This is a genomic window from Cryobacterium glaciale, from assembly GCF_004402535.1.
GTDB classification, from domain to species: Bacteria; Actinomycetota; Actinomycetes; order Actinomycetales; family Microbacteriaceae; genus Cryobacterium; species Cryobacterium glaciale.
This window is the reverse complement of record NZ_SOEY01000028.1, coordinates 124,113-145,650: the sequence shown is the minus strand read 5'-3', so window position 1 is coordinate 145,650 and position 21,538 is coordinate 124,113. Positions and strand designations below refer to the sequence as shown.

17 protein-coding genes, 1 pseudogene and 2 riboswitches are annotated in these 21,538 nt (G+C 65.6%); of the genes and pseudogenes, 11 read left to right on the top strand and 7 right to left on the bottom strand.

Translation table 11 applies throughout. The features are described 5' to 3' along the window. Window positions 1-2: 2 nt before the first annotated feature. Window positions 3-836, bottom strand: a complete 834-nt coding sequence (locus tag E3O06_RS12775; protein WP_241980158.1) for an ABC transporter permease subunit — start codon at window positions 834-836, stop codon at window positions 3-5. Then, the gene (locus E3O06_RS12770) at window positions 833-1,822 is read right to left on the bottom strand and encodes an ABC transporter ATP-binding protein (protein WP_134503751.1); all 990 of its coding nucleotides are present in this window, start codon (window positions 1,820-1,822) and stop codon (window positions 833-835) included. Before E3O06_RS12770 ends, E3O06_RS12775 begins: the two co-directional genes overlap by 4 nt. A 127-nt stretch (window positions 1,823-1,949) precedes the next feature. Between E3O06_RS12770 and E3O06_RS12765 the strand changes: the two genes are divergently transcribed. Then, window positions 1,950-2,597 (top strand): DNA-3-methyladenine glycosylase I, encoded by a 648-nt coding sequence (locus E3O06_RS12765; protein WP_134503750.1) that lies wholly within the window; start codon window positions 1,950-1,952, stop codon window positions 2,595-2,597. Here E3O06_RS12765 and E3O06_RS12760 read toward each other — a convergent pair. Further along, entirely contained in the window at window positions 2,589-2,984 is a 396-nt protein-coding gene (locus E3O06_RS12760; protein WP_134503749.1) for a hypothetical protein, read from the bottom strand. The genes E3O06_RS12765 and E3O06_RS12760 overlap by 9 nt on opposite strands. A gap of 164 nt (window positions 2,985-3,148) precedes the next feature. Next, window positions 3,149-3,244, top strand: a riboswitch (glycine riboswitch). Window position 3,245: 1 nt separating this feature from the next. Further along, a riboswitch (glycine riboswitch) is annotated at window positions 3,246-3,345 on the top strand. Between the two features lie 72 nt (window positions 3,346-3,417). Here E3O06_RS12760 and gcvT point away from each other — a divergent pair. From gcvT to gcvP, 3 genes are all read left to right on the top strand, one after another. Continuing rightward, the gene (gene gcvT / locus E3O06_RS12755; RefSeq protein ID WP_134503748.1) at window positions 3,418-4,569 is read left to right on the top strand and encodes a glycine cleavage system aminomethyltransferase GcvT; all 1,152 of its coding nucleotides are present in this window, start codon (window positions 3,418-3,420) and stop codon (window positions 4,567-4,569) included. 62 nt (window positions 4,570-4,631) lie between these two features. Further along, window positions 4,632-5,003: a glycine cleavage system protein GcvH gene (gene gcvH, locus E3O06_RS12750; RefSeq protein ID WP_134503747.1), complete on the top strand. Its 372-nt coding sequence runs from the start codon at window positions 4,632-4,634 to the stop codon at window positions 5,001-5,003. 8 nt (window positions 5,004-5,011) lie between these two features. Beyond that, window positions 5,012-7,912 (top strand): aminomethyl-transferring glycine dehydrogenase, encoded by a 2,901-nt coding sequence (gene gcvP, locus E3O06_RS12745; protein WP_134503746.1) that lies wholly within the window; start codon window positions 5,012-5,014, stop codon window positions 7,910-7,912. Window positions 7,913-8,032: 120 nt separating this feature from the next. Here the strand turns inward: gcvP and E3O06_RS12740 are convergent, their stop codons facing one another. Then, window positions 8,033-8,824: a CPBP family intramembrane glutamic endopeptidase gene (locus tag E3O06_RS12740; RefSeq protein ID WP_134503745.1), complete on the bottom strand. Its 792-nt coding sequence runs from the start codon at window positions 8,822-8,824 to the stop codon at window positions 8,033-8,035. A gap of 129 nt (window positions 8,825-8,953) precedes the next feature. On the opposite strand from E3O06_RS12740, the gene E3O06_RS12735 reads away from it, so the two are divergent. From E3O06_RS12735 to E3O06_RS12715, 5 genes and pseudogenes are all read left to right on the top strand, one after another. Further along, window positions 8,954-9,583, top strand: a complete 630-nt coding sequence (locus tag E3O06_RS12735) for an ABC transporter substrate-binding protein (RefSeq protein WP_241980156.1) — start codon at window positions 8,954-8,956, stop codon at window positions 9,581-9,583. Continuing rightward, a pseudogene (locus E3O06_RS12730) lies at window positions 9,486-9,716 on the top strand (ABC transporter ATP-binding protein); the annotation flags it as partial. The gene E3O06_RS12735 and the pseudogene E3O06_RS12730, both read left to right, overlap by 98 nt. A gap of 245 nt (window positions 9,717-9,961) precedes the next feature. Next, window positions 9,962-11,749, top strand: coding sequence for an ABC transporter family substrate-binding protein (locus E3O06_RS12725; RefSeq protein WP_134503743.1), 1,788 nt, complete (start codon window positions 9,962-9,964; stop codon window positions 11,747-11,749). Between the two features lie 132 nt (window positions 11,750-11,881). Further along, window positions 11,882-13,414: an ABC transporter permease gene (locus tag E3O06_RS12720; RefSeq protein ID WP_134503742.1), complete on the top strand. Its 1,533-nt coding sequence runs from the start codon at window positions 11,882-11,884 to the stop codon at window positions 13,412-13,414. Continuing rightward, complete coding sequence (locus E3O06_RS12715; protein WP_134503741.1) at window positions 13,415-14,446, top strand: ABC transporter permease; 1,032 nt, start codon at window positions 13,415-13,417, stop codon at window positions 14,444-14,446. A gap of 20 nt (window positions 14,447-14,466) precedes the next feature. Here E3O06_RS12715 and E3O06_RS12710 read toward each other — a convergent pair whose 3' ends face one another. Continuing rightward, entirely contained in the window at window positions 14,467-15,075 is a 609-nt protein-coding gene (locus E3O06_RS12710) for a PH domain-containing protein (protein WP_134503740.1), read from the bottom strand. Window positions 15,076-15,134: 59 nt separating this feature from the next. Between E3O06_RS12710 and E3O06_RS12705 the strand changes: the two genes are divergently transcribed. Together E3O06_RS12705 and typA are read left to right on the top strand one after the other, a co-directional pair. Further along, window positions 15,135-16,922, top strand: coding sequence for a dipeptide ABC transporter ATP-binding protein (locus E3O06_RS12705; RefSeq protein ID WP_134503739.1), 1,788 nt, complete (start codon window positions 15,135-15,137; stop codon window positions 16,920-16,922). A 133-nt stretch (window positions 16,923-17,055) separates the two neighbouring features. Then, window positions 17,056-18,966, top strand: a complete 1,911-nt coding sequence (typA, locus tag E3O06_RS12700) for a translational GTPase TypA (RefSeq protein WP_134503738.1) — start codon at window positions 17,056-17,058, stop codon at window positions 18,964-18,966. 71 nt (window positions 18,967-19,037) lie between these two features. On the opposite strand, the gene efeB is transcribed toward typA, so the two are convergent. Further along, window positions 19,038-20,342 (bottom strand): iron uptake transporter deferrochelatase/peroxidase subunit, encoded by a 1,305-nt coding sequence (gene efeB, locus E3O06_RS12695; protein ID WP_198415818.1) that lies wholly within the window; start codon window positions 20,340-20,342, stop codon window positions 19,038-19,040. Window positions 20,343-20,350: 8 nt separating this feature from the next. Beyond that, window positions 20,351-21,520 (bottom strand): iron uptake system protein EfeO, encoded by a 1,170-nt coding sequence (gene efeO, locus E3O06_RS12690; RefSeq protein WP_134503737.1) that lies wholly within the window; start codon window positions 21,518-21,520, stop codon window positions 20,351-20,353. Window positions 21,521-21,538: the final 18 nt, after the last annotated feature.

Here is a 21,538-nt window from a genome sequence, read left to right as displayed (position 1 = left end):
CCTCAGACGCCGATATCGCGTTGGCGCAGGGCGATGGCCGCAGCGGCCGCGAGCACGAGTGAGGCGGCGTAAAACACGATAGTGGTCGTCACGTTCGCCCCGGTGCTCAGCGGGCTGTCGCCGAACGCCCAGTAGTACGGGCTCAGGGTGTGCAGCCACTCCAAGCTCGCGCTCTGGTTTCCGAGCGCATTAAAGACGTAGCCCAGCACGGCCACGGTGGTTCCACCCGCGATCCCGCCGATGCGTCGCCCGGTCAGTGCACCGCCGAGCAGCGCAACGGATGCCGTCAGCAGCGACACGCCGGCGAAAATCAGGCTGGTCCCGAGCAGGTCTCCCACCTCGATCTCAAGCTGGGCGGAATCGTTGAGCACGAGAACGACCAGGAACAGCAATGCCGACAGAGCGAGGATCTTGACGGCAATGGCGAAGAACCGGGCCATCGCCACCTGCACGCGCGTCACCCCGTGAGCCAGCGTGAGCTCGAGCTGCCCGGATTCCTCGTCGCCGCCGAGTGCACCGGCACCCCAGCCGGTCGCCGCGATGCTCAGCAGCAGAAACCCGAGCAGGCCGAACAAGGTGGCCTGGGTGTAACCGGCGCCGGTGCCGATCTGGTCGTAATTGAGGGTTTTGATCAGCTCGGGCGGCAGGTTGTCGAGCAGCTCCTGCATGCCCGACGCGCCGCTCATGCTCGGGTAGATCGGCAGGTAGAGAAAAGCGGCGGCGGCGAGCCCGACGCCCCAGCCGAGCAGTCCCCGCCAGGAATCGGAGAACGCCTTGCCAAACAGCGGCAGCGGTGCCCGACGCACGTTTTGCGGTCGGTCCTGAAGCGCGGTCACTTCGTCACCACCGCGGCGGCTACCGGTGCGGAATACAGTTTCAACACGGATTCCTCCAGGTCGGGTTCTTCCAACACCAGATCCCGCACCTGCAGGGCCCCGATCGCCTGCACGAACGGCGCGATCGCACCGCTCAGGGTCGCGACGGCTTCCGCATCACCGGTCGCGGTGAGGGTGCAATCGAGGGTGGTGACGCCCTGGAGAGCGCCGAGAATCGCGGCCAGGTCGGTCGGGCGGATGCCGCTCGCGACAAGGCGGAGGTGCCGAATAGCGGTGGTGCGCAGCTCCTCGACGCTGTTGATCGTGACGATGCGCCCGTCGCGCAAAATCGCGACCTCATCGGCGGCCTGCTGAATCTCACTGATCACATGGGACGAGAGAAAGACGGTCTGGCCGCGGTTGCGGGCTTCGCGCACCATTCTCAAGAATTCCTGTTGCATGAGCGGGTCGAGACCGCTCGTGGGTTCGTCGAGTACGAGCAGTTCCGGCTGGTGCATGAACGCCTGCACGATGCCGAGCTTCTGTTTATTGCCCTTGGACAGCTTGCGCACCGGCCGGTCAAGGTCGAGCCCCAGGCGCTCCGCGAGCTCGTTCACGTGGCCAGCCGTGACCGGACCCGAAATATCCGCGTAGTGCTGCAGCAGGCGGCGCCCGCTCGTGCGCCCCTCCAGAACGAGCTCGCCCGGCAGGTACCCGATGCGTCGGCGCAGATCAGGGCCGGCGTTCCGTGACGGGGTGCCGAGCACCGTTGCCTGGCCAGAGGTGGGCCGAATGATGTCGAGCAGCGCTCGCATGATCGTGGTCTTGCCGGCACCGTTTGGGCCGATCACGCCGAACACGGTGCCGCGCGGCACCTGAAAGCTGACACCGTTCAGAGCCCGATTGTGCCCGAACCGCTTCACCAGGTTGACCACCTCGATCGCGGCACCCGGCGAGGTGCCGTCACCGCGAATATCGGTGGAGTGTCCGAGTGCAGCGTGACTCATAGTAGCTCCTTGGCTCTGGCTGCGATTTTAGCGTCGCCCAGCCACCGAGCCGTGAGTTTCGACGCCAAAATCGCTAGAAATCGCCAGAACTGACGTGTCGGCGAGCGGCCGGTGTCTAATGGTTTAGATGACTTCACCAGCGGATGCCGCCCCACCACTCTCCGGCGCGATCGTCGGCCCCGACGGTCTCGCCCGCCCGGCCTGGGCCTCGGTCGACCCGATGCTGCGCGACTACTACGACACCGAGTGGGGAGTGCCGGTGCGCACCGAGCACGCCCTGTTCGAGCGCATCAGCCTTGAGGCGTTCCAATCCGGGCTGTCCTGGGCCATCATTTTGCGGAAGCGCCCCGGGTTCCGCCAGGCTTTCGCCGACTTCGACCCCGACCGGGTCGCCGCCTTCGACGAGGACGACGTGGCGCGCTTGCTCCAGGATGAGCAGATCGTGCGCAACCGCCTGAAGGTTCGCGCGACGATCACCAACGCACGGGCGACGGTTGCGCTGCGCCAGCAGGGCGGACTGGTCGACTTCGTCTGGGGGTTCCAGCCGGCCACAACTCCCGAGCCGCGAACGCAGGCCGACGTGCCGACCAGCTCCGACGCATCCGTTTTACTGGCGAAGGCGCTAAAAAAGTTCGGCTTCGTCTTCGTCGGCCCGACCACGATGTTCGCGCTGATGGAGGCGATCGGCATGATCGACACCCACCTGCTCGACAGCCATCGGCGTGGAACCTCGGGGGTGTGGGGTCAGAACCTCGGAGGCCAGCGGTTAGTGTAGGTCGGTGTCACGCCGACGGTCAGGTCGCGGGTCGGCCTCGCCACTGGAGTGGATATCGGGATCGACTTTGTTTGCCTCCTGAAGCTTTTCCTCCGACTGGTGGCGGATGCCTTGCGCTTCCGTTTGACCTTGCGCGGCCTCCCGGTGCAGACGTTCCGAGTCGACCTGGGCCTGGAGCGCATCGCCCCGCGCCTTCGTCGCCACTGCCTCGCGTTCGCGGGCCGCCAGGTCGGCATCCTTCGCCTGGGAGCGCAATTCTTCCGCCTGGTGACGGTCCGCCTGTGCTTTGGCCTCCCGGCGCCGACGCGACTTGAAGACGACGATCCCGATGATGGCGACCACGACGATGACGCCGACGATTAGCCAGATGAGCAAGCTTGTGTCCATGATGCTGCCGCCTCTCTGCGGAGATAGGGACACTCATTAAACTCCTGGTTCACATAACATTCAACGAACGTCCAGTTCTCCTTACGGTTGAACGTACGTCGAGGAAGAAACAGCCCGCGCGGCGGGCTAGGCTGGCACCACGTCACAACTGAATATCGGGCCGTATGGTCGATGCGGGAGAGTTCGACGCGAAAGCGTGCGAACACCGAAGGAGCAATCCTCCCCGACAATCTCTCAGGTACTCGTACCGCATCGGACTGGCCACTCTGAAAAGAAGACCGGGCGCGCTTGCCGGTCTCGCCCACGGTGAAAGTCAGCGCACGCGCTGGTGAAGCTCTCAGGCACGAGCGACAGAGGGGGAGTTCCCACGGGGCTCAACCGAGCCCCGCACACACGCGGCCGCTCCTGTTCGGCCCTGTCCCCCGGAGAACTCATGACCTCGGCCGACTCCAGCACCCCCGCCTCCAGCACCGAACGGTTCTCGCCCCTGCACCAGGCGCACGTCGACGCCGGTGCGAGCTTCACCGACTTCGCCGGCTGGCAGATGCCGGTGCGCTATTCGAGCGACCTGGCCGAGCACCACGCCGTGCGCCACCAGGCCGGACTGTTCGACCTCTCCCATATGGCCGAGATCCTGGTCGAAGGCCCGGATGCCGCCGCTTACCTCGACTACGCGCTCGCCGGCAAGCTCTCCGTCATCGAGCTGTGGCAGGCCAAGTACAGCCTGCTGCTGAACGAAAATGGCGGCATCATCGACGACCTCGTCGTCTACCGCCGGGGTGACGCCAAGTTCCTCGTCGTGGCCAACGCCGGGAACCGGTTCCCCGCTTTCGATGCGCTGCTCGCGCGTGCCGCCGACTTCGATGTCGTAGTCGTCGACCAGAGCGACGACTACGCCCTCATCGCCGTGCAGGGACCGAACGCCCTCGCCATCCTCGACGCCACCGCGGGCGTGACCGATCTGGGCACCGACCTGCACTTCATGAAGTACTACCGCATCACGGATGCCTTCTTCCGCGGCCACCCGCTGCTGGTCGCCCGCACCGGGTACACCGGCGAAGACGGCTTCGAGCTCTACCTCGCGGCCGACCAGGCCCGCGAACTCTGGGATGCCCTCGTTGTCGCCGGCGCCGATCACGGTCTGGTTCCGGCCGGGCTGGCCAGCCGCGATACCCTCCGGCTCGAAGCCGGCATGCCGCTCTACGGCCACGAACTCACCCTCACCACCTTTCCGGCGCAGGCCGGCCTCGGCAAGGTGGTCAACCTGAATAAGGAGAACGACTTCGTCGGCCGGGCCGCAAGCGTTGCCGGACCGGCGGCGGGGGCATCCGTTTTGGTGGGTCTGATCGCCGCGGGCAAACGGGCCGGGCGGGCCGACTATGCGATCTTCCGCAGCCTCGACGCGACCACCGCCGACGGCGTGATCACGAGCGGCGCGCTCTCGCCGACCCTGGGCTACCCGATCGCCATGGCCTACGTCACCCCCGACCTGGCCCGCCTCGGTACCGAGGTCTACGTCGACGTGCGCGGCACCCGCATTCCGGCTACGGTCACGTCTCTCCCCTTCTATACGCGCGTCAAATAACACCACCCTGTTGAAACAGCCCTGAACCCGCGCAACCTGCGCAACCTGCGAAAGGCAACACCATGACAGACACATCAACGCTCCAGTACACCGCCGAACACGAATGGGTCCTGGTCGAGGGGAGCATCGCTACCGTCGGCATCACCGCCTACGCCGCTGAGAAGCTCGGCGACGTCGTCTTCGTCGAACTGCCCGAGGTAGGCAGCACCGTCGCCAGCGGCACCGTCGTCGGCGAGATCGAATCGACCAAGTCGGTCGGAGAACTGTTCGCCCCGGTCAACGGCACCGTCACGGCCACCAACGACCAGGTCATCGACAGCCCGGAACTGGTCAACAGCGACCCGTTCGGCGAGGGCTGGCTGATCAAGGTCGAGTTCGAGGTCCTTCCCACCCTGCTCACCTTTGCCGAGTATTCCGCCCTGATCGGGGAGTAACGCACAACATGACCCAGGCTTTCTCCCAGCGTCACATCGGTACCGATATCGACGCCCAGTCCCAGATGCTCGAGACGCTCGGCTACGACTCGGTGGACGACCTCGTCTCCGCTGCCATGCCGGCGTCGATCCACGCCGACCTGTTCCGGCAGGACGGCGACAGCGCCCTGCCGCCCGCCGCGACCGAGAACGAAGCCGTCGCCGAACTGCGCGCCCTCGCCGGCCGCAACACGGTCAAACGCTCCATGATCGGCCTCGGCTACTACGACACGTTCACGCCCGCCGTGATCAAGCGCAACGTGTTCGAGAACCCCAGCTGGTACACCGCCTACACGCCGTACCAGCCCGAGATCTCCCAGGGCCGGCTCGAAGCGCTGATCAACTTCCAGACCATGATCGCCGACCTCACCGGTTTGACCACGGCGAACGCGTCGATGCTCGACGAGTCCACGGCGGTCGTCGAGGGCATGCTGCTCGCCCTGCGCGCCTCAAAGTCGGGCTCGCGTCGTTTCATCGTTGACACGGATGCCTTTCCCCAGACCCACGCGCTGCTCGCCAATCGCGCCGCAGCGCTCGGGATCGAGCTCGCCCAGGTCGCTCTGAACGAGCAGACCACGGCGGAGGATCTCGGCGACTATTTCGGTGTCTTCGTGCAGTACCCGTCGGCATCCGGTCGCATCTGGAACCCGCAGGTCGTCATCGACCTGGCCCACGAACACAAGGCACTCGCCGTCGTGGCGGCCGACCTGCTCGCCCTCACCCTGCTCAAGTCGCCCGGAGACCTCGGCGCCGATGTCGCCGTCGGCACCAGCCAGCGTTTCGGCGTGCCGATGGGCTTCGGCGGACCGCACGCCGGCTACATGGCGGTTCGCAAGGGGCTTGAACGCCAGCTGCCCGGCCGCCTGGTCGGCGTGAGCGTCGACGCCACCGGTCATCCGGCTTACCGCCTGGCCCTGCAGGTGCGCGAGCAGCACATTCGCCGCGACAAAGCCACCTCGAACATCTGCACCGCCCAGGTGCTGCTTGCCGTCATGGCTGGCATGTACGCTGTCTACCACGGACCGCAAGGCCTGAAAGCGATAGCGACCCGGGTGCACGAGCGGGCCGGCGCACTCGTCGCCGCGCTGCGCGCCCTTGGCGTCGACGTGCTCACCGACGCATTCTTTGACACGTTCCAGATCAACGTGCCGGCGGGCGCCGCCGAGGTCGTGGCCAAGGCAGCCGTGAGCGGCTACAACCTGCACCAGGTCGATGCGAACACCATCAGCGTCTCGGTCGACGAGACAACCACCCTCGCCGACCTCTCGTACATTGTCGGAGCATTCGGCGGCCGCGACGCATTCGGGCACGTGGACTTCGACGCCGTGCAGCACGGGCTGCCGGGCGATCTCGTTCGCGAGAGCCAGTACCTCACCCACCCGGTGTTCAACACTCACCGCTCCGAGACCAGCATGATGCGCTACCTCAAGCGCCTCGCCGACTACGACTACGCGCTCGACCGCGGCATGATCCCGCTCGGCTCCTGCACCATGAAGCTCAACGCGGCGAGCGAGATGGAGGCCGTCAGCTGGCCCGAATTCGCCGGTATCCACCCCTTCGCGCCCACAGCGGATGTCGAGGGTTACCTGCACCTGGTGCGCCAGCTCGAAACCTGGCTCACCGACGTCACCGGCTACGACTCCGTGTCTCTTCAGCCCAATGCCGGCAGCCAGGGCGAACTGGCCGGCCTCCTCGCCATCCGGGGCTACCACCGGTCCAACGGGCAGGTCGACCGCACGGTCTGCCTGATCCCGTCGAGCGCGCACGGCACCAACGCGGCATCCGCTGTTCTGGCCGGTATGCGTGTTGTCGTCGTGGCCTGCGATGACCTCGGAAACGTCGACCTCGCCGACCTGCACGCCAAGATCGCCGAGCACGCCCAGACCCTCGCCGCGCTCATGATCACCTACCCGTCCACCCACGGTGTCTACGAGCACGAGGTCGCCACCATCTGTGCGGCCGTGCACGCCGCCGGCGGCCAGGTTTACGTCGACGGCGCCAACCTCAACGCGCTGCTCGGATTCGCCCGCTACGGCGATTTCGGCGGCGACGTTTCGCACCTGAACCTGCACAAGACGTTCTGCATCCCGCACGGTGGCGGCGGGCCCGGCGTCGGCCCGGTCGCGGCCAAGGCGCACCTCGCGCCGTTTTTGCCCGGGCATCCGCTTGCACAGAGTGACGAGCACTACCTGCTCGGCAGCGGGGGTGCCACGGCGACCGTCGTGCACGCCGGCGGGCCAGTCTCGGCGGCGCCGTATGGCAGCCCGAGCATCCTGCCCATCTCGTGGGCCTACGTGCGCATGATGGGAATCGACGGCCTCAAGCAGGCCACCGGCGCCGCCGTGCTCGCCGCCAACTACGTCGCCAAACGCCTCGAGAACAGCTATCCGCTGCTCTACTCGGGCGAAAACGGACTGGTCGCACACGAGTGCATCCTCGACCTGCGCCCGCTCACTGCGGCCACCGGGGTGAGCGTCGACGATGTGGCCAAACGCCTCGTCGACTACGGCTTCCACTCGCCGACCATGAGCTTTCCGGTGGCCGGCACGCTTATGGTCGAACCTACCGAGAGCGAAGACCTCGGCGAAATCGACCGCTTCATCGACGCGATGATCGCGATCAAGGCCGAAGCGGATGCCGTCGCCGCCGGCCGTTGGCCCGCCGACGACAACCCGCTGCACAACGCCCCGCACACCGCGCAATCGGTGATCGAGGGGGAGTGGGAGCATCCATACGACCGGGCTGCCGCCGTGTATCCGCTCGCCTCGCTCGTTCGGAACAAGTACTGGCCACCGGTGCGGCGCATCGACAACGCCTACGGCGACCGCAACCTGGTCTGCGCCTGCCCGCCGCCGGAAGCCTTCGAGTAGGCGCGACACGCTGGTCGAGGCGCGACGGAGGAGCGATCGAGACCCGGCCCCGCTGGTCTCGATCGCTCGTGCCTCGCGCCTCGACCGGCGGTTCTCCTGCCTCGCGCCTCGACCGGCGAGTCAGGTGGCCGGGGCGAGCAGGCCCGGCCACCAGGCCAGCGCGAGGGGGTAACCGACGAACGAGAGAATGTCGAGCAGCCAGTGCGTCACCACGAGCGGCATGGTGCGCCCCCAACGGTTGTAGCACCAGCCGAACATGACGCCCATGGCCACGTTGCCGAAGAACGGCCCGACGCCCTGGTACAGGTGATAGCTGCCGCGCAGCACGGCCGAGCTCAGAATGATGGTCCAGGGCGACCAGCCGAGCTCGCGCAACCGCGTGAACAGGTAGCCGACCACGATGATCTCCTCGAGCAGCGCGGCCTTGAGAGCGGCGAGCACGAGAATGGGGATGGTCCACCAGAAGGTGTCGAGCGGCGACGGCACCACGGCCACGGTGAAGCCGAACGCCCGTCCGGCGAGGTAGAGAGCGAGCCCCGGAATGCCGATCACGAGTAGCAGCCCGAACCCGCCGAGTACGTCCTTGCCCGGCCGGGTCAGGTCGAAGCCGAGCTGCCTGAACGGGTTCTGCCCGGGCTTCCAGAGCAGAAACAGCACCAGGGCCACCGCGGCGAGCCCGAAGACGATGCCGAGGAACTGGTAGGTGAAGTCGAGCCACTCACGCGGTGACTGTGAGCCGTTGAGCGTCGCCGACTGGTCGGCGAGCGGGGTCTCATCGGTCAGCCGGGCCACGATCGACACGATCGAGTACACGGCCGACGCCCCGAGGGACAGCGCGAGCACGATACCGAGCTCCCAGTACAGCCGGGGACGGTCGAGCCGCGCGGTAGGCAGAACGGATGCTGACGGCATGGCTCTATCCTGCCACCCGGCAACGCACGCATGACCACCGCCAGCGCGCGCCCGGAACGGGAGCAGCCCGCAACATCCGTGCAAGATTGCGTTGCGTGACGCTCAATAGTTGCCGGATAGATTGCGCGTGTGCACGAGTCGATCGAGTCCGATGACGCCACGACCTGGACTGTCACGTTGAACGATGACTGGACCTTCACCAACGACGAGCCGGTCACCGCTTCGTCCTTCGTCGACGCCTGGAACTACGGCGCGCTCGTCACCAACGCGCAGGGCTCGTCCGGATTATTCAACAACATCGTCGGCTATTCCGACGTCGCGAACACCAAGGACGACCCAACCGGAGCCACCGACGACTCCGGTGCGGCCCTGCAGATTCCTGACCCGCTCGCGGAGACCATGTCGGGTTTGACGGTCGTCGACGACACGACCTTCACCGTGCAGCTGTCCGGCGCCGAGGCCGACTGGCCGCTGCGCCTCGGCTACTCGGCCTACTCGCCGCTGCCCACCGTGGCGTTCGACGACATGGATGCCTTTGGCGAGAACCCCATCGGCAATGGCCCGTACGAGCTGGCCGGGGACCCGGCGGCACGCGGCCGGCTGGCAGGCGGACTACCCCTCGCTGTACAACTTCCTCGCGCCGCTGTACCAGACCGGTGGACAGATTCTCACTCTGCTCACCGAGTTGCAGACCGAGCTGGGCCTGACCTACCTGTTCATCACGCACGACCTCGCGGTCGTGCGGCTGGTCGCCGATAACGTCTGTGTCATGCAGGAGGGTCGAATCGTCGAGGCGGCGTCGACCGACGAGGTGTTCGACACCCCCAGGGAGCTGTACACCCAGGAGCTGCTCGCGGCAATCCCCGGAGCAAACTTCGAGTTCGGAGGGTAGTCGGACGGTGCGATGCGCGGATCTGGTGCCGCGGTGTCGCTCAGCGACCCAAACTCTGCGTTTTCGCCCAGCAGACGCGGATTTTGTGCAGAATGCCCGAATTCAACGAAAAAGAATGGAGCTATTTCATAACAGTTCGGTCATTTGATTGGCAAAGGTGGGGTTTCTCTCTAGGGTCGTAACAAACCACGATCGGCCCGCGGCGTCCAGCCGCGCTCCGACGATCACTTCGCCCAGGAGGAATCTTGTCCATCAGAGGAAAACTGTTCAGGAAGAGCCTCAGCGGGGTCGCCGTACTCGGCGTCGCTGCTCTTGCCCTGACCGCATGCACCACGACCGGAAGTACCGACACCAACACCGATACCGCGTCCAGCGGCGGCACTATCACTGTCGCGGTGGTCAACGACTTCACGTCCTTCAACAACCAGACCCCACAGGCCAACCTCGATACCAATGGCCAGGTCGGTTACCTCATGGGTAACTACGGATCAGCGTTCTCCTACATTGACAACGAGTTCAACATCGTGCGCGAAGAGGGCTTCGGAACCTTCGAGAAGACCAGCGACGACCCCCAAACCGTCACCTACACCCTCAACCCCGAGAACAAGTGGTCCGACGGCGAACCCGTCACCGCTGACGACATGGTGCTCGCCTGGGCGATCGGCGCGGGGTACTACAACGACTCCACCGTCGACGCGGACTCAGGCGAGGTGACGACCGGCACCACGTACTTCGAAATCGCCGCGAGCACCGCCGGCCTTGACACCACCACCTTCCCGGAGATCAGCGAAGACAATATGTCGATGACACTCGTCTACGGAACGCCGTACGTGGACTGGGAGCTGGTCAACCCCATCGCCCAGCCGGCGCACATTGTGGCGAAGAAGGCCGGACTCGGCTCGGCGACCGAACTGACCGAGCTGCTCCAGAGCCTGCCCAAGGGCGACGCGGCCAACCCGGTCGCGGCCGATCCCACCCTCAAGGCCGCTGCGGACTTCGTCAACACCGGCTACGACGTGACCGCGTTCCCCACCGACCCGGACCTGCTGGTTTCCAGCGGCCCGATGGTGCCGACCGGCTGGACTCCCGGTCAGTCGTTCACGCTCGAGCGCAACGAGTTCTATGTCGGCGGCATGATTCCGAAGGTTGACAAGGTCATCCTGCGGGTCATTCCCGACGCCAACGCCCAGGTGACCGCCCTGCAGAACGGCGAGGTCGACATCATCAACCCGCAGGCATCCGCTGACACCCTGACGGCCCTGGAAAACACCGGAGCTGACGTACTCACCGGCGACCAGGTCTCCTACGACCACCTGGACCTGCGGTTCGACCAGCCGGTGTTCGCCGACCTCGCCGTTCGCCAGGCGTTCCTCAAGACGGTTCCGCGGCAGCAGATCCTCGACTCGATCGTGACGCCGGTCAACCCCGACGCCAACGTGCTGAACTCGCAGATCTGGGTCCCGGCCAACGCTCCCTACGACGATTCGGTCGCTAACAATGGATCGAGCGCCTACGACGAGGTCGACATTGAAGGTGCCCTCGAGCTGCTGGCCGGCGCGACACCCTCGGTGCGCATCCTCTACAACACCAACAACCCCAACCGGGTGGACGAGTTCCAGGCCATTCAGGAGTCGGCCGCCAAGGCCGGGATCACGGTTGTCGATGCCGGTTCACCCGACTGGAGTTCCCTGCTCGAGGGCGGTGACTACGACGCTTCCCTCTTCGGCTGGATCAGCCCCGGCGTCGGTTCCACCGGCATCGCGCAGATCTTCTCCACCGATGGTGGCGGAAACTACAACCAGTACCAGGGAACCAACGACGACGCCATCCTCACCCAGACGACCCTCGATCCCGACAAATTGATCGAGATTGAGAAGCGGATGGACAAGCAGATGTTCGAGGATGCCTACGGCCTGCCACTGTTTCAGGCACCCGGCGTGTTCGGGGTCTCCAAGCGCGTCAGCGGTGTGGAGTACATGGGCAACCAGACCGGCCCGTTCTGGAACTTCTGGGATTGGTCCGTCAACGAGTAGGTAACTCGATTGCGTCGTTGGGCTTCTGGGTGCGCCCAGGAGCCCAACACGTGAGTATGGCGGCATCCGTTCCACGCGCGTTTCGCGCCAATCCAGAAGTACGAACCACCCCTACAGTGAGGTAGCCCAGGCATGGTGAGCTTCATCCTGAGACGAATTCTTGTTTCCATCCTCATCCTGATCGCCGCATCGTTTCTGATGTACGTCATGGTCGGCTATTCGGCGCAGCCGCTCCAGGACCTGGAAGGCAGCAACTCTCCTAATAAGCAGCAGCTCATCGACGCCCGCGTGGCGCTCCTCGACCTCGACGTGCCCCCGCCGCTGCGCTGGGTACTCTGGCTCGGCGGCGTCGCCAAGTGCGCGATCCCGTTCGCTAATGCCTGCGACCTTGGGTCGACGATCTCGAACGCGCAGGTTGTCGATATTCTTCCCAATGCCCTGGCCGCGACCGTGCAGCTGGTCACCTTCGCCCTAGTACTGGCCATTTTGCTCGGCGTCACGATCGGTATCATCACCGCCCTGCGTCAGTACAGCGGCCTCGACAACACCGTCACCTTCGTCAGCTTCTTCTTATACTCATTGCCGGTATTTCTTGTGGCCGTGCTCCTGAAAGAGTTCATCGCAATCGGCTTCAACGACTTTCTCCGCGATCCTGTTATCGGCACCGGAGCACTGGTCGCTATCGGCATCGTCGTCGGTGCCATCTGGCAATCACTGCTCGGCGGTGACCGCCGACGTCGACTGGTGGTATTCCTGGTGTCGGGGCTGGCAACGTCTGGGGTGCTGCTCCTGATGAGCGCGACCGGCTGGTTTATGAATCCGGGCCTGGGGCCGATCCCCGTCATACTGCTGGTCGCGGCGATCGCCCTGGGTGCGGCGACCCTGCTGGCCGGACTGCGCAACCGCCGGGCATTGATAACGGCCGGTATCAACGGCGCGATCGCCATCGCGGCGTACTTTGTGCTCCAGCCCCTCTTCGACGTTTCGAGCGCCGGAACGCTGTTCATCCTCGCGATCGCCACGATCGCGGTGGGGCTGGTCAGCGGGTTCTTGGCCGGCGGCTACGATCGTGGCCAGAATATGCGGGTCGGTCTCGTCACCGCGCTCTTGTCCAGCGCGGTCGTGCTCGTTGACCGGTTCATGCAGTCCTGGGGTGATCTGCTGGCGGCCACCAACGGGCGCCCGATCGCCACCGTTGGTTCTAAGACCCCGGGACTGTCCGGGGACGTGTGGCTCGCCGGCCTGGACACCTTCGTCCACCTCACCCTGCCTATTATTGCCCTGCTGCTAATTTCATTCGCCGGGTACACCCGGTATTCTCGTGCCGGCATGCTCGAGGTACTCAGCCTCGACTACATCCGTACCGCGCGCGCCAAGGGGCTTCCGGAGCGCACGGTTATCGTGCGGCACGCGTTCCGCAACATGCTCATCCCGCTGACGACTCTCGTCGCTTTTGATGTCGGGGCCCTGCTCGGTGGCGCAATCATCACCGAACGGATCTTCGCCATTCCCGGTATGGGCAGCCTCTTCAACGCTGGCCTGTTCCGCGGCGACCTCAACCCGGTCATGGGCTATTTCCTGATCGTGGCTGCGATGGCGATCACCTTCAATTTTCTGGCTGACATGGCCTACGCCGGGCTCGACCCGAGAGTGAGGATCCGCTAAATGTCCACACCGATTGGTTTAGGGCCGACGCCGCCCGAGCTTCCCGCTGACGAACTCGCCGTCGCGAGTTCGGTGCCCGAGAGTCAAGGACGCCTGATTTGGCGCCGATTTATCGGCAACAAGGTGGCCGTGGCGTCGATCGTCATTCTCCTGGCCATCATCTTGTTCTCCTTCTCGGCCATCGGCCTCGGCCCGATTCCCGGCTGGTGGAAGTTCGGATTCAAGGAGCTCAACCCGCAGGTTAACGGGGGAGATCCAACGCTCTCGCTTGTGCCGCAATTTCTCGGCGGCAACGGAGTTGCGCTGGGGGAGCATCCGTTCGGCCAGGACCGCATCGGCAAGGACTACTTCGCCATGACCATGCGGGGCATCCAGAACTCCGCGCTCGTGATGGTCGTGCTCGGTCTCATCGCGACCGTCGTCGGCGTGGTGGTCGGCGCAGTCGCCGGCTACTACCGCGGCATGGTCGATGCCGTGTTGATGCGTATCACTGACGTTTTCATCGTCATCCCCGCGCTCGTCATCGGCTCGGTAGTCGGCCAATGGTTCGGCAGCCTCGGCGCCCCGGTTTTGGCGATCATGTTGGGGTTCTTCTCCTGGATGGGAATCGCCCGGCTGGTGCGCGGCGAATTCCTGTCACTGCGCGAACGCGAATTCGTGGAGGCCGCCCGTGTGGCCGGTGCCTCCGACATGCGCATCATCTTCAAACACATCTTGCCCAACGCCATGGGTGTCGTCATCGTGTCGGCGACGCTCATCATGGCCTCGGCCATTCTGCTCGAGACGGCGCTGAGTTACCTCGGCTACGGTATCCGCTCGCCCGACGTGTCGCTCGGTCTGCTGATCAGCTCGAACCAATCGGCGTTCCAGACCCGGCCGTGGCTGTTCTGGTGGCCCGGCGCGTTCATCGTGTCGCTCGCACTGCTGGTGAACTTCGTCGGTGACGGCCTGCGCGACGCTTTCGACCCGCGGCACCGCCGGTTCAAGCTCAGCAAGATGCGGGAGACCCGGCCGGAACCGGAGCTGCCCTGATGCTACGACAGCTCGCGCAGTTAAGCCAGCAAGATCGCCACAACGGATGCTGCAGCGCCAGCCGCCAGCATGCCAGCGCGACCCCAGGCCCACGTGACCGACACGGGCGTCTGCGCCGCGAGCCCGCTATCCACCCGACCGCTCTTCTGCAGAAGGTCCCAGCGTGCGCGCACCAGCTGCGCAGCCTCCCCGGACTCGCTACCCGGCAGGTCCCCCGGCCGCGGGGAACCGATGACGTAGGGCACCGGGTCGGTGGTCTTGCGGCGTCCGGCGCTGGTCAGACTGCGGCCGGGGGCTGGGGCGCAGTACACCGCGAACTTGCGACCCGGCGTGTACAGGGTGAGCGAGAACTTGGTGTCGACGTGCACGAGCGCCGCCCATGGCACGACGATCGTGCGCAGCGGATTGCGAATGGTCACGGCCGTGTCGCTGACCCGCAGGTCGGGGCGCCAGAGCACCTCCCAAACGAACGCCATCGCGAACAGGGCTGGCACGACCAGAGCGCGGTTCGATGCGGTCGGCAGCAGGAACAGGCTCAGCGCGCTGAGCGCGGCCATCGTGGTGAACAGGGTGGCGATGATGCGGTTGAACCGCGAGTAGAAGACATTTGGGTCGGCAGCGACGGGCATGCAGACATGCTGCCAGATTCTGACCTCAGAAATCGCACGATCGACGAAAGCAGGACCTCATGACCGACCAGGTGACGACCACTTTCTCCGGCCCGGTGCTGCAGGTCCGCGAGCTCACCGTGCACTTCGGCGTGGACAACGTGTGGGTGCCGGCCGCGCTCAACCTGAACTATTCGATCGAGCGCGGCAAGGTGCTCGCCATCGTCGGCGAGTCCGGCTCCGGCAAGAGCGCGAGCTCGATGGCCATTCTGGACCTGCTGCCCGAGAACAGCCGCATTTCCGGCAGTGTCAAGCTCAGCGGCCGGGAGCTGATGGGGCTGAAGCCCGCGCAGATGCACACGGTGCGCGGCGGCCAGATCGCCATGATCTTCCAGGAGCCGATGACGGCACTCAACCCCGTCTACACAATCGGGTTCCAGATCATTGAGACCCTGCGCGCCCACTTCGGCATGTCGCCCTCGCAGGCCAAGGCGCGGGCGCTCGAGCTGCTCGACATGGTCGAGCTGCCCGATCCGCTCAAAGCGTTCAACTCCTACCCGCACCAGCTGAGCGGAGGCCAACGCCAACGGGCCATGATCGCCCAGTCCATCTCCTGCGACCCGCAGTTGCTCATCGCCGACGAACCCACGACCGCTCTCGATGTGACCGTGCAGGCGGAGATCCTCGACCTGCTGCGCAGCCTGCGCGACCGACTCGACAGCGCCGTCCTCCTGATCACCCACGACATGGGCGTGGTCGCCGACCTGGCCGATGACATCGCCGTGATGCGTCGCGGCGTCATCGTGGAACGCGGCACGGTCGACCAGATCTTCAACGCGCCGACCCACCCCTACACAATCGCCCTGCTGCAGGCCGTTCCGCACCTGGGTCAGCGCGGCGACGAAGCGATCGACATGACCGCGGCGCTCGCCATCGGCACCGACATCGTGGTGGACGCCGTGCTCGCGGCCCGCATTGAAGTCAATGAGCGGCTGGCAAATGAGGCGGCCACGGTGGCCCGAAATGACCGCCGCGAAGTGGTCGTCAAATTCGAGGATGTCGTCATCGAGTACCCCAAGCACGGTCGCGTCGCGGCCTTTCGCGCCGTCGACAAGGTCAACCTGTATGTGCGCCAGGGGGAGGTGCTCGGGCTCGTGGGGGAGTCAGGATCCGGCAAGACCACGCTCGGCCGCGCCGCCATTGCCCTGCTGCCGATCACCGAGGGCAGGCTCTACGTGGCCGGCCAGGACATCTCCAAGGCCAGCCGTGAGGAGATCCACCGGCTGCACAAAAGTGTCGGCATCGTTTTTCAAGACCCGTCTTCCTCGCTCAACCCACGGATGCCTATCGGCGACAGCATCGGGGAACCGCTCAAGCTCGCCAAGGGGTTGAAGGGGGCCGGGCTCAGCGCCGAGGTGGAACGGCTGCTCGACAGCGTCGAGCTGCCGCGGGCCTACCGCAGTCGGTTTCCGCACGAGCTCTCCGGCGGGCAGAAGCAGCGCGTCGGCATCGCCCGCGCCCTCTCGCTCGAGCCGAAAGTCCTCATCGCCGATGAACCCACCAGCGCTCTCGACGTGTCGGTGCAGGCCCGGGTACTGCAGCTGATCCAGTCGCTGCAGCAGCAGATGAACTTCGCCTGTCTGTTCATCACCCACGACCTCGCCGTCATCGACGTACTCGCCGACCGTATCGCCGTCATGCACCACGGCCGCATCGTCGAAACCGGAACCAGGGATGAGATCCTGCGCTATCCGAAGGACCCGTACACCCAGCGGCTGCTCGCTGCCGTACCGGTCCCCGACCCGACCGAACAGCGCGCCCGTCGGGAGCTGCGCCGCGAACTATTGGCCGCTGGGAACGACGTATAGCCGGGTACGCTCCACCAGCCGGGGTCAAATAATACGGTAGGATAGTACTTTGGGTCACATTATGACCCCTGGTATCCATTCTTCGTCGCGCGCGAGACTCTGCGGCACTCATTCTTCGTAAGGATCTATTTTTATGGCGATTGCTACACGCAATAACCTCCGAAATGTTGCAATCGTTGCTCACGTTGACCACGGTAAGACGACGCTGGTTGACGCGATGCTCAAGCAGACCGACTCCTTCGCGGACCACTCACACGTTGAAGAGCGTGCGATGGACTCGAACGAACTCGAGCGCGAAAAGGGCATCACGATTCTCGCCAAGAACACGGCGGTCTCGTACAAGGGCATCCACGCCGCTGACGGTCCCATCACCATCAACGTGATCGACACCCCGGGCCACGCTGACTTCGGTGGCGAGGTCGAGCGAGGCCTGTCCATGGTTGACGGCGTCGTCCTCCTCGTCGACGCATCCGAGGGCCCGCTGCCGCAGACCCGTTTCGTGCTGCGTAAGGCGCTCGAGGCCAAGCTGCCCGTCATCCTCCTGGTCAACAAGACCGACCGTCCCGACGCGCGCATCGACGAGGTCGTCGCCGAAAGCCAGGACCTCCTCATCGGCCTCGCGAGCGACATGGCCGACGACTTCCCCGACCTCGACCTCGACGCCGTCCTCGACGTGCCCGTCGTCTACGCGTCCGGCCGTAACGGTGCAGCCAGCTGGAACAAGCCCGAAGACGGCACCCTGCCCGACAACGACGACCTCGAGCCGTTGTTCGACGCGATCCTCAAGCACATTCCGGCACCGACCTACGATGACACGCACCCGCTCCAGGCGCACGTCACCAACCTCGACGCCTCGCCGTTCCTCGGCCGCCTCGCGCTGCTGCGCATCTTCCAGGGCACCATCAAGAAGGGCCAGACCGTGGCCTGGGTGCAGCAGGACGGCACCGTCAGCAACGTGAAGATCACCGAGCTGCTCATCACCAAGGCGCTGGACCGCTACCCGACCGAGAGCGCCGGCCCCGGCGACATCGTGGCCGTGGCCGGTATCGAGAACATCACCATTGGTGAAACCCTCGCCGACCCCGACGACGTGCGCCCCCTGCCGACCATCACGGTCGACGACCCGGCCATCTCGATGACCATCGGCACCAACACCTCGCCGCTCATGGGCAAGGTCAAGGGCCACAAGCTCACCGCCCGCATGGTCAAGGACCGTCTCGACCGCGAGCTCGTCGGTAACGTCTCGCTCAAAGTCGTCGATATCGGACGCCCCGACGCCTGGGAGGTGCAGGGCCGTGGAGAACTGGCCCTCGCCATCCTCGTCGAGCAGATGCGTCGTGAAGGTTTTGAACTCACCGTCGGCAAGCCGCAGGTAGTCGTGAAGCGCGTCGACGGCAAGATTCACGAGCCCTACGAGCACCTCACCATTGACGCGCCCGAAGAGTACCTCGGCGCGATCACGCAGCTGCTCGCCGCCCGCAAGGGTCGCATGGAGAACATGGCCAACCACGGCACCGGCTGGGTCCGCATGGAATTCATCGTTCCGTCGCGCGGCCTGATCGGATTCCGCACGCAGTTCCTCACCGACACGCGCGGTACCGGCATCGCCAACGCGATCCTGCACGGCTACGAGCCCTGGGCCGGAACCATCAACACCCGCACCAACGGCTCGATCGTGGCTGACCGTTCCGGTGCGGTCACCCCGTTCGCGATCATCAACCTGCAGGAGCGCATGTCGTTCTTCGTGCAGCCGACCTCCGAGGTCTACGAGGGCATGGTCATCGGCGAGAACTCGCGCGCCGACGACATGGATGTGAACATCACCAAGGAAAAGAAACTGACCAACATGCGTCAGTCCAGTTCCGACACGTTCGAGTCGATGACGCCGCCCAAGCAGCTCTCGCTCGAGCAGTGCCTCGAGTTCGCTCGCGAAGACGAGTGCGTCGAGGTCACCCCGGCCGCCGTGCGTATTCGCAAGGTTGAGCTCACCGCAGCCGCCCGCTCGCGCCAGGTTTCGCGCGTGAAGAAGATGGACGCGAACTAACCCGCACCAACAGAAATCCCCGCAGCTTCGGCTGCGGGGATTTCCGCGTTAACCCGACAAGCGGATGCCTGTTAAGCGAAGAGGGTCGCGCCCACGTAACTTCCATCGGCGATGCCGGCCGGAACGGCGAACAGGGCGCTGCCGACGTGCCGAATGTACTCGTTGAGCGCGTCGTGCTTGGCGAGGTTCAGCTGCACCGTCGTGAACTGGGCCGGGGACCGCTGAAAGCTGATGAAGAACAGTCCGGCCTCGAGTCGGCCGAGGTCATCGTTTCCATCGACGAAGTTGTAGCCGCGGCGCAGCAGTTTCGCGCCCTGGTTCTGGGTCGGATGTGCGAGCCGCACGTGCGCTGCAGCGCCGATGAGCGGCTGGTCTTCCCGGCCGGCCAACGCGAAGTCGGGCTCACTGAACTCGGTGCCGCCGGAGAGCGGCGCGCCGGCCCCCTTCGTGCGGCCGAAGACCGCCTCCTGCTCACGCAGACTCGTGCGATCCCAGGTTTCAATGGTCATCCGAATGCGCCGCGCCACGAGATAACTGCCGCCGGCCAGCCAGGCCGGTCCGTCGGCCGCGGAGACCCAGACCTGGTCGGCCACGACGTCGGGCTCTTCAGCCTTGATGTTGGCCGTTCCGTCCTTGAACCCGAACAGGTTGCGCGGGGTGGCCTGGGTCGTCGACGTCGACGAGGTGCGCCCGAAACCCAGCTGGGACCAGCGCAGGGCGGCCCGCCCGAACGCGATCCGCGACAGGTTGCGAATGGCATGCACGGCCACCTGGGGGTCGTTCGAGCAGGCCTGGATGCACAGGTCGCCGTCGCTGCGCCCGGTATCGAGGTCGTCGCCGGGAAAATGCGGAAGCGGCGTCAGATCGGCCGGCCGGCGGCCGATGATGCCGAAGCGATCTTCGCCATCCGCTGTTTTAAACAGGGTCGGGCCGAACCCGAACGTGATCGTGAGGCCGGCCGTGGCCAGGCCTTGGGCCTCGCCGGTGTCCTCGGGCGGTGCGTCGTAGGGGCCGCTGGTGGCGCCGTATTCGCCCACGTCCTGGCCGGCGCTCATCGCGGCGGCGGCAACCGTCCAGTCCTGCAGCAGCTCGATCAGTTCGGTCCGGGTCACGCCGGCCGAAACGTCGAACGCGGCGAAGTGCAGTCGATCCTGCGCCGGCGTGACGATGCCGGCCTGGTGGCTGCCGTAGAACGGGTAGACCGTCGAAGCGGATGCCGCTCCCGGCGTCGCCGCCGCCAGCGCGACCCGGTCCCCGGCCACTCCCAGCCCGATGCCGGCGACGCTGGCTCCGGCGAGGCCGAGCAGCCCGCGCCGGGACAAGCCGCGCCCCGGCGTGACCGAATCCGCGGACTCGGTCGATGTTCGGCGGGTCACAGCGCGAATCACAACACGAGCGCGGCGGTGAGCTGGTTCAGCGGCTCGCCGAGCGCGTTGACCTGGTCGGCGAGGGCACGAATCTCAGCCGGAGTGAGGTCGGTGTAGAGGGTGAATCCGGAGCCTTCGCGCTGGGCGTCGAGCAGCGCCTGCAGGGACGCGAACTCGGTGTCGAGACCGTCGGCCAGGTCAGGGTCTTCCTCCAGCAGAATGTCGCGCACCCCGGCGTAGAGTACCTTGGCGCCGTCGATGTTGGCCTGGAAATCCCAGAGGTCGGTGTGCGACCAGGCTTCTTCTTCGCCGGTGACCTTGCCGGTGGCGACCTCGTCGAGCAGGCCGATGGCACCGTTGGTCTGCTGTGACAGCGTGAAGCTGAGCTCCTGAACGTTCTCGTCGAGGGTCGCGGTGTCGGCGACGAGCTGCTCGGTGAGGGCGGCGCGCTTCTGCGCGCTGTACGCCTCGAAGCCGGCTTCGGCGTCTTCGGGCCAGAGGTCCTTCTCGATCGCGTGCCAGCCGGTCCAGTCCTGGCCCTCTTCCAGGTCCGCCTCGCGCAGGTCGAGCTTGGGGTCGAGGTCGCCGAACGATTCGGCGACCGTCTCGACCCGCTCCCAGTGCATGCGGGTGGCGGCGTAGAGCGCGCGGGCCGCGTCGTCGTCGCCGGCCAGGTAGGCGGTGGCGAAGGCATCCGTTCCGGTCACGAGCTGGCTGATCTGGTCCTTGACATACGACGCGTAGTTCTCGTTCGCGGTCTCCACCTGGGCGTCCAGGTCGGCGTTGACCACGGTGCTCGACGTCGACGGCGTCACGGTGAACGCGGCCTTGCCGATTCCGTCGCCGGTCATGCCCGGCTTGCACGCGGTGAAGTAGCTGCCCTCGGCGAGTTGCACGACAAGGTCGCGGGTGAGCCCAGGGCCGATGTTCTCCGCTTCGCCGACGATGCGCAGTCCGTCATCACCCAGCAGGTAGAACTCCGTGACCTGGTCTCCGATATTGGTGATGCTGAAGCTCGTGGCACCGGCAGGCGTCTCGGCGGCCGAGACGGTGCATCCGTCTGCGCTGCTCTCGACCGTCAGCGCCACGCTCTCGCCGGTCGGGTTGTTGGCGACACAGCCGCTCAGCAGTCCGACACCGAGCAGGCTGACGCCGAGCAGGCGGGCAGAACGTAAGACACGAGGCATGGAGGTCCTTTGACTGGG

Bases quoted from the DNA above. Each gene is read 5' to 3' on its own strand.
- E3O06_RS12710 (WP_134503740.1), bottom strand. From the start codon at position 15,075: ATGCCCGTCGCTGCCGACCCAAATGTCTTCTACTCGCGGTTCAACCGC.
- gcvP (WP_134503746.1), top strand. From the start codon at position 5,012: ATGACCCAGGCTTTCTCCCAGCGTCACATCGGTACCGATATCGACGCC.
- E3O06_RS12705 (WP_134503739.1), top strand. From the start codon at position 15,135: ATGACCGACCAGGTGACGACCACTTTCTCCGGCCCGGTGCTGCAGGTC.
- gcvH (WP_134503747.1), top strand. From the start codon at position 4,632: ATGACAGACACATCAACGCTCCAGTACACCGCCGAACACGAATGGGTC.
- typA (WP_134503738.1), top strand. From the start codon at position 17,056: ATGGCGATTGCTACACGCAATAACCTCCGAAATGTTGCAATCGTTGCT.
- E3O06_RS12770 (WP_134503751.1), bottom strand. From the start codon at position 1,822: ATGAGTCACGCTGCACTCGGACACTCCACCGATATTCGCGGTGACGGC.
- E3O06_RS12715 (WP_134503741.1), top strand. From the start codon at position 13,415: ATGTCCACACCGATTGGTTTAGGGCCGACGCCGCCCGAGCTTCCCGCT.
- E3O06_RS12765 (WP_134503750.1), top strand. From the start codon at position 1,950: ATGACTTCACCAGCGGATGCCGCCCCACCACTCTCCGGCGCGATCGTC.
- efeO (WP_134503737.1), bottom strand. From the start codon at position 21,520: ATGCCTCGTGTCTTACGTTCTGCCCGCCTGCTCGGCGTCAGCCTGCTC.
- gcvT (WP_134503748.1), top strand. From the start codon at position 3,418: ATGACCTCGGCCGACTCCAGCACCCCCGCCTCCAGCACCGAACGGTTC.
- E3O06_RS12720 (WP_134503742.1), top strand. From the start codon at position 11,882: ATGGTGAGCTTCATCCTGAGACGAATTCTTGTTTCCATCCTCATCCTG.
- E3O06_RS12760 (WP_134503749.1), bottom strand. From the start codon at position 2,984: ATGGACACAAGCTTGCTCATCTGGCTAATCGTCGGCGTCATCGTCGTG.
- E3O06_RS12740 (WP_134503745.1), bottom strand. From the start codon at position 8,824: ATGCCGTCAGCATCCGTTCTGCCTACCGCGCGGCTCGACCGTCCCCGG.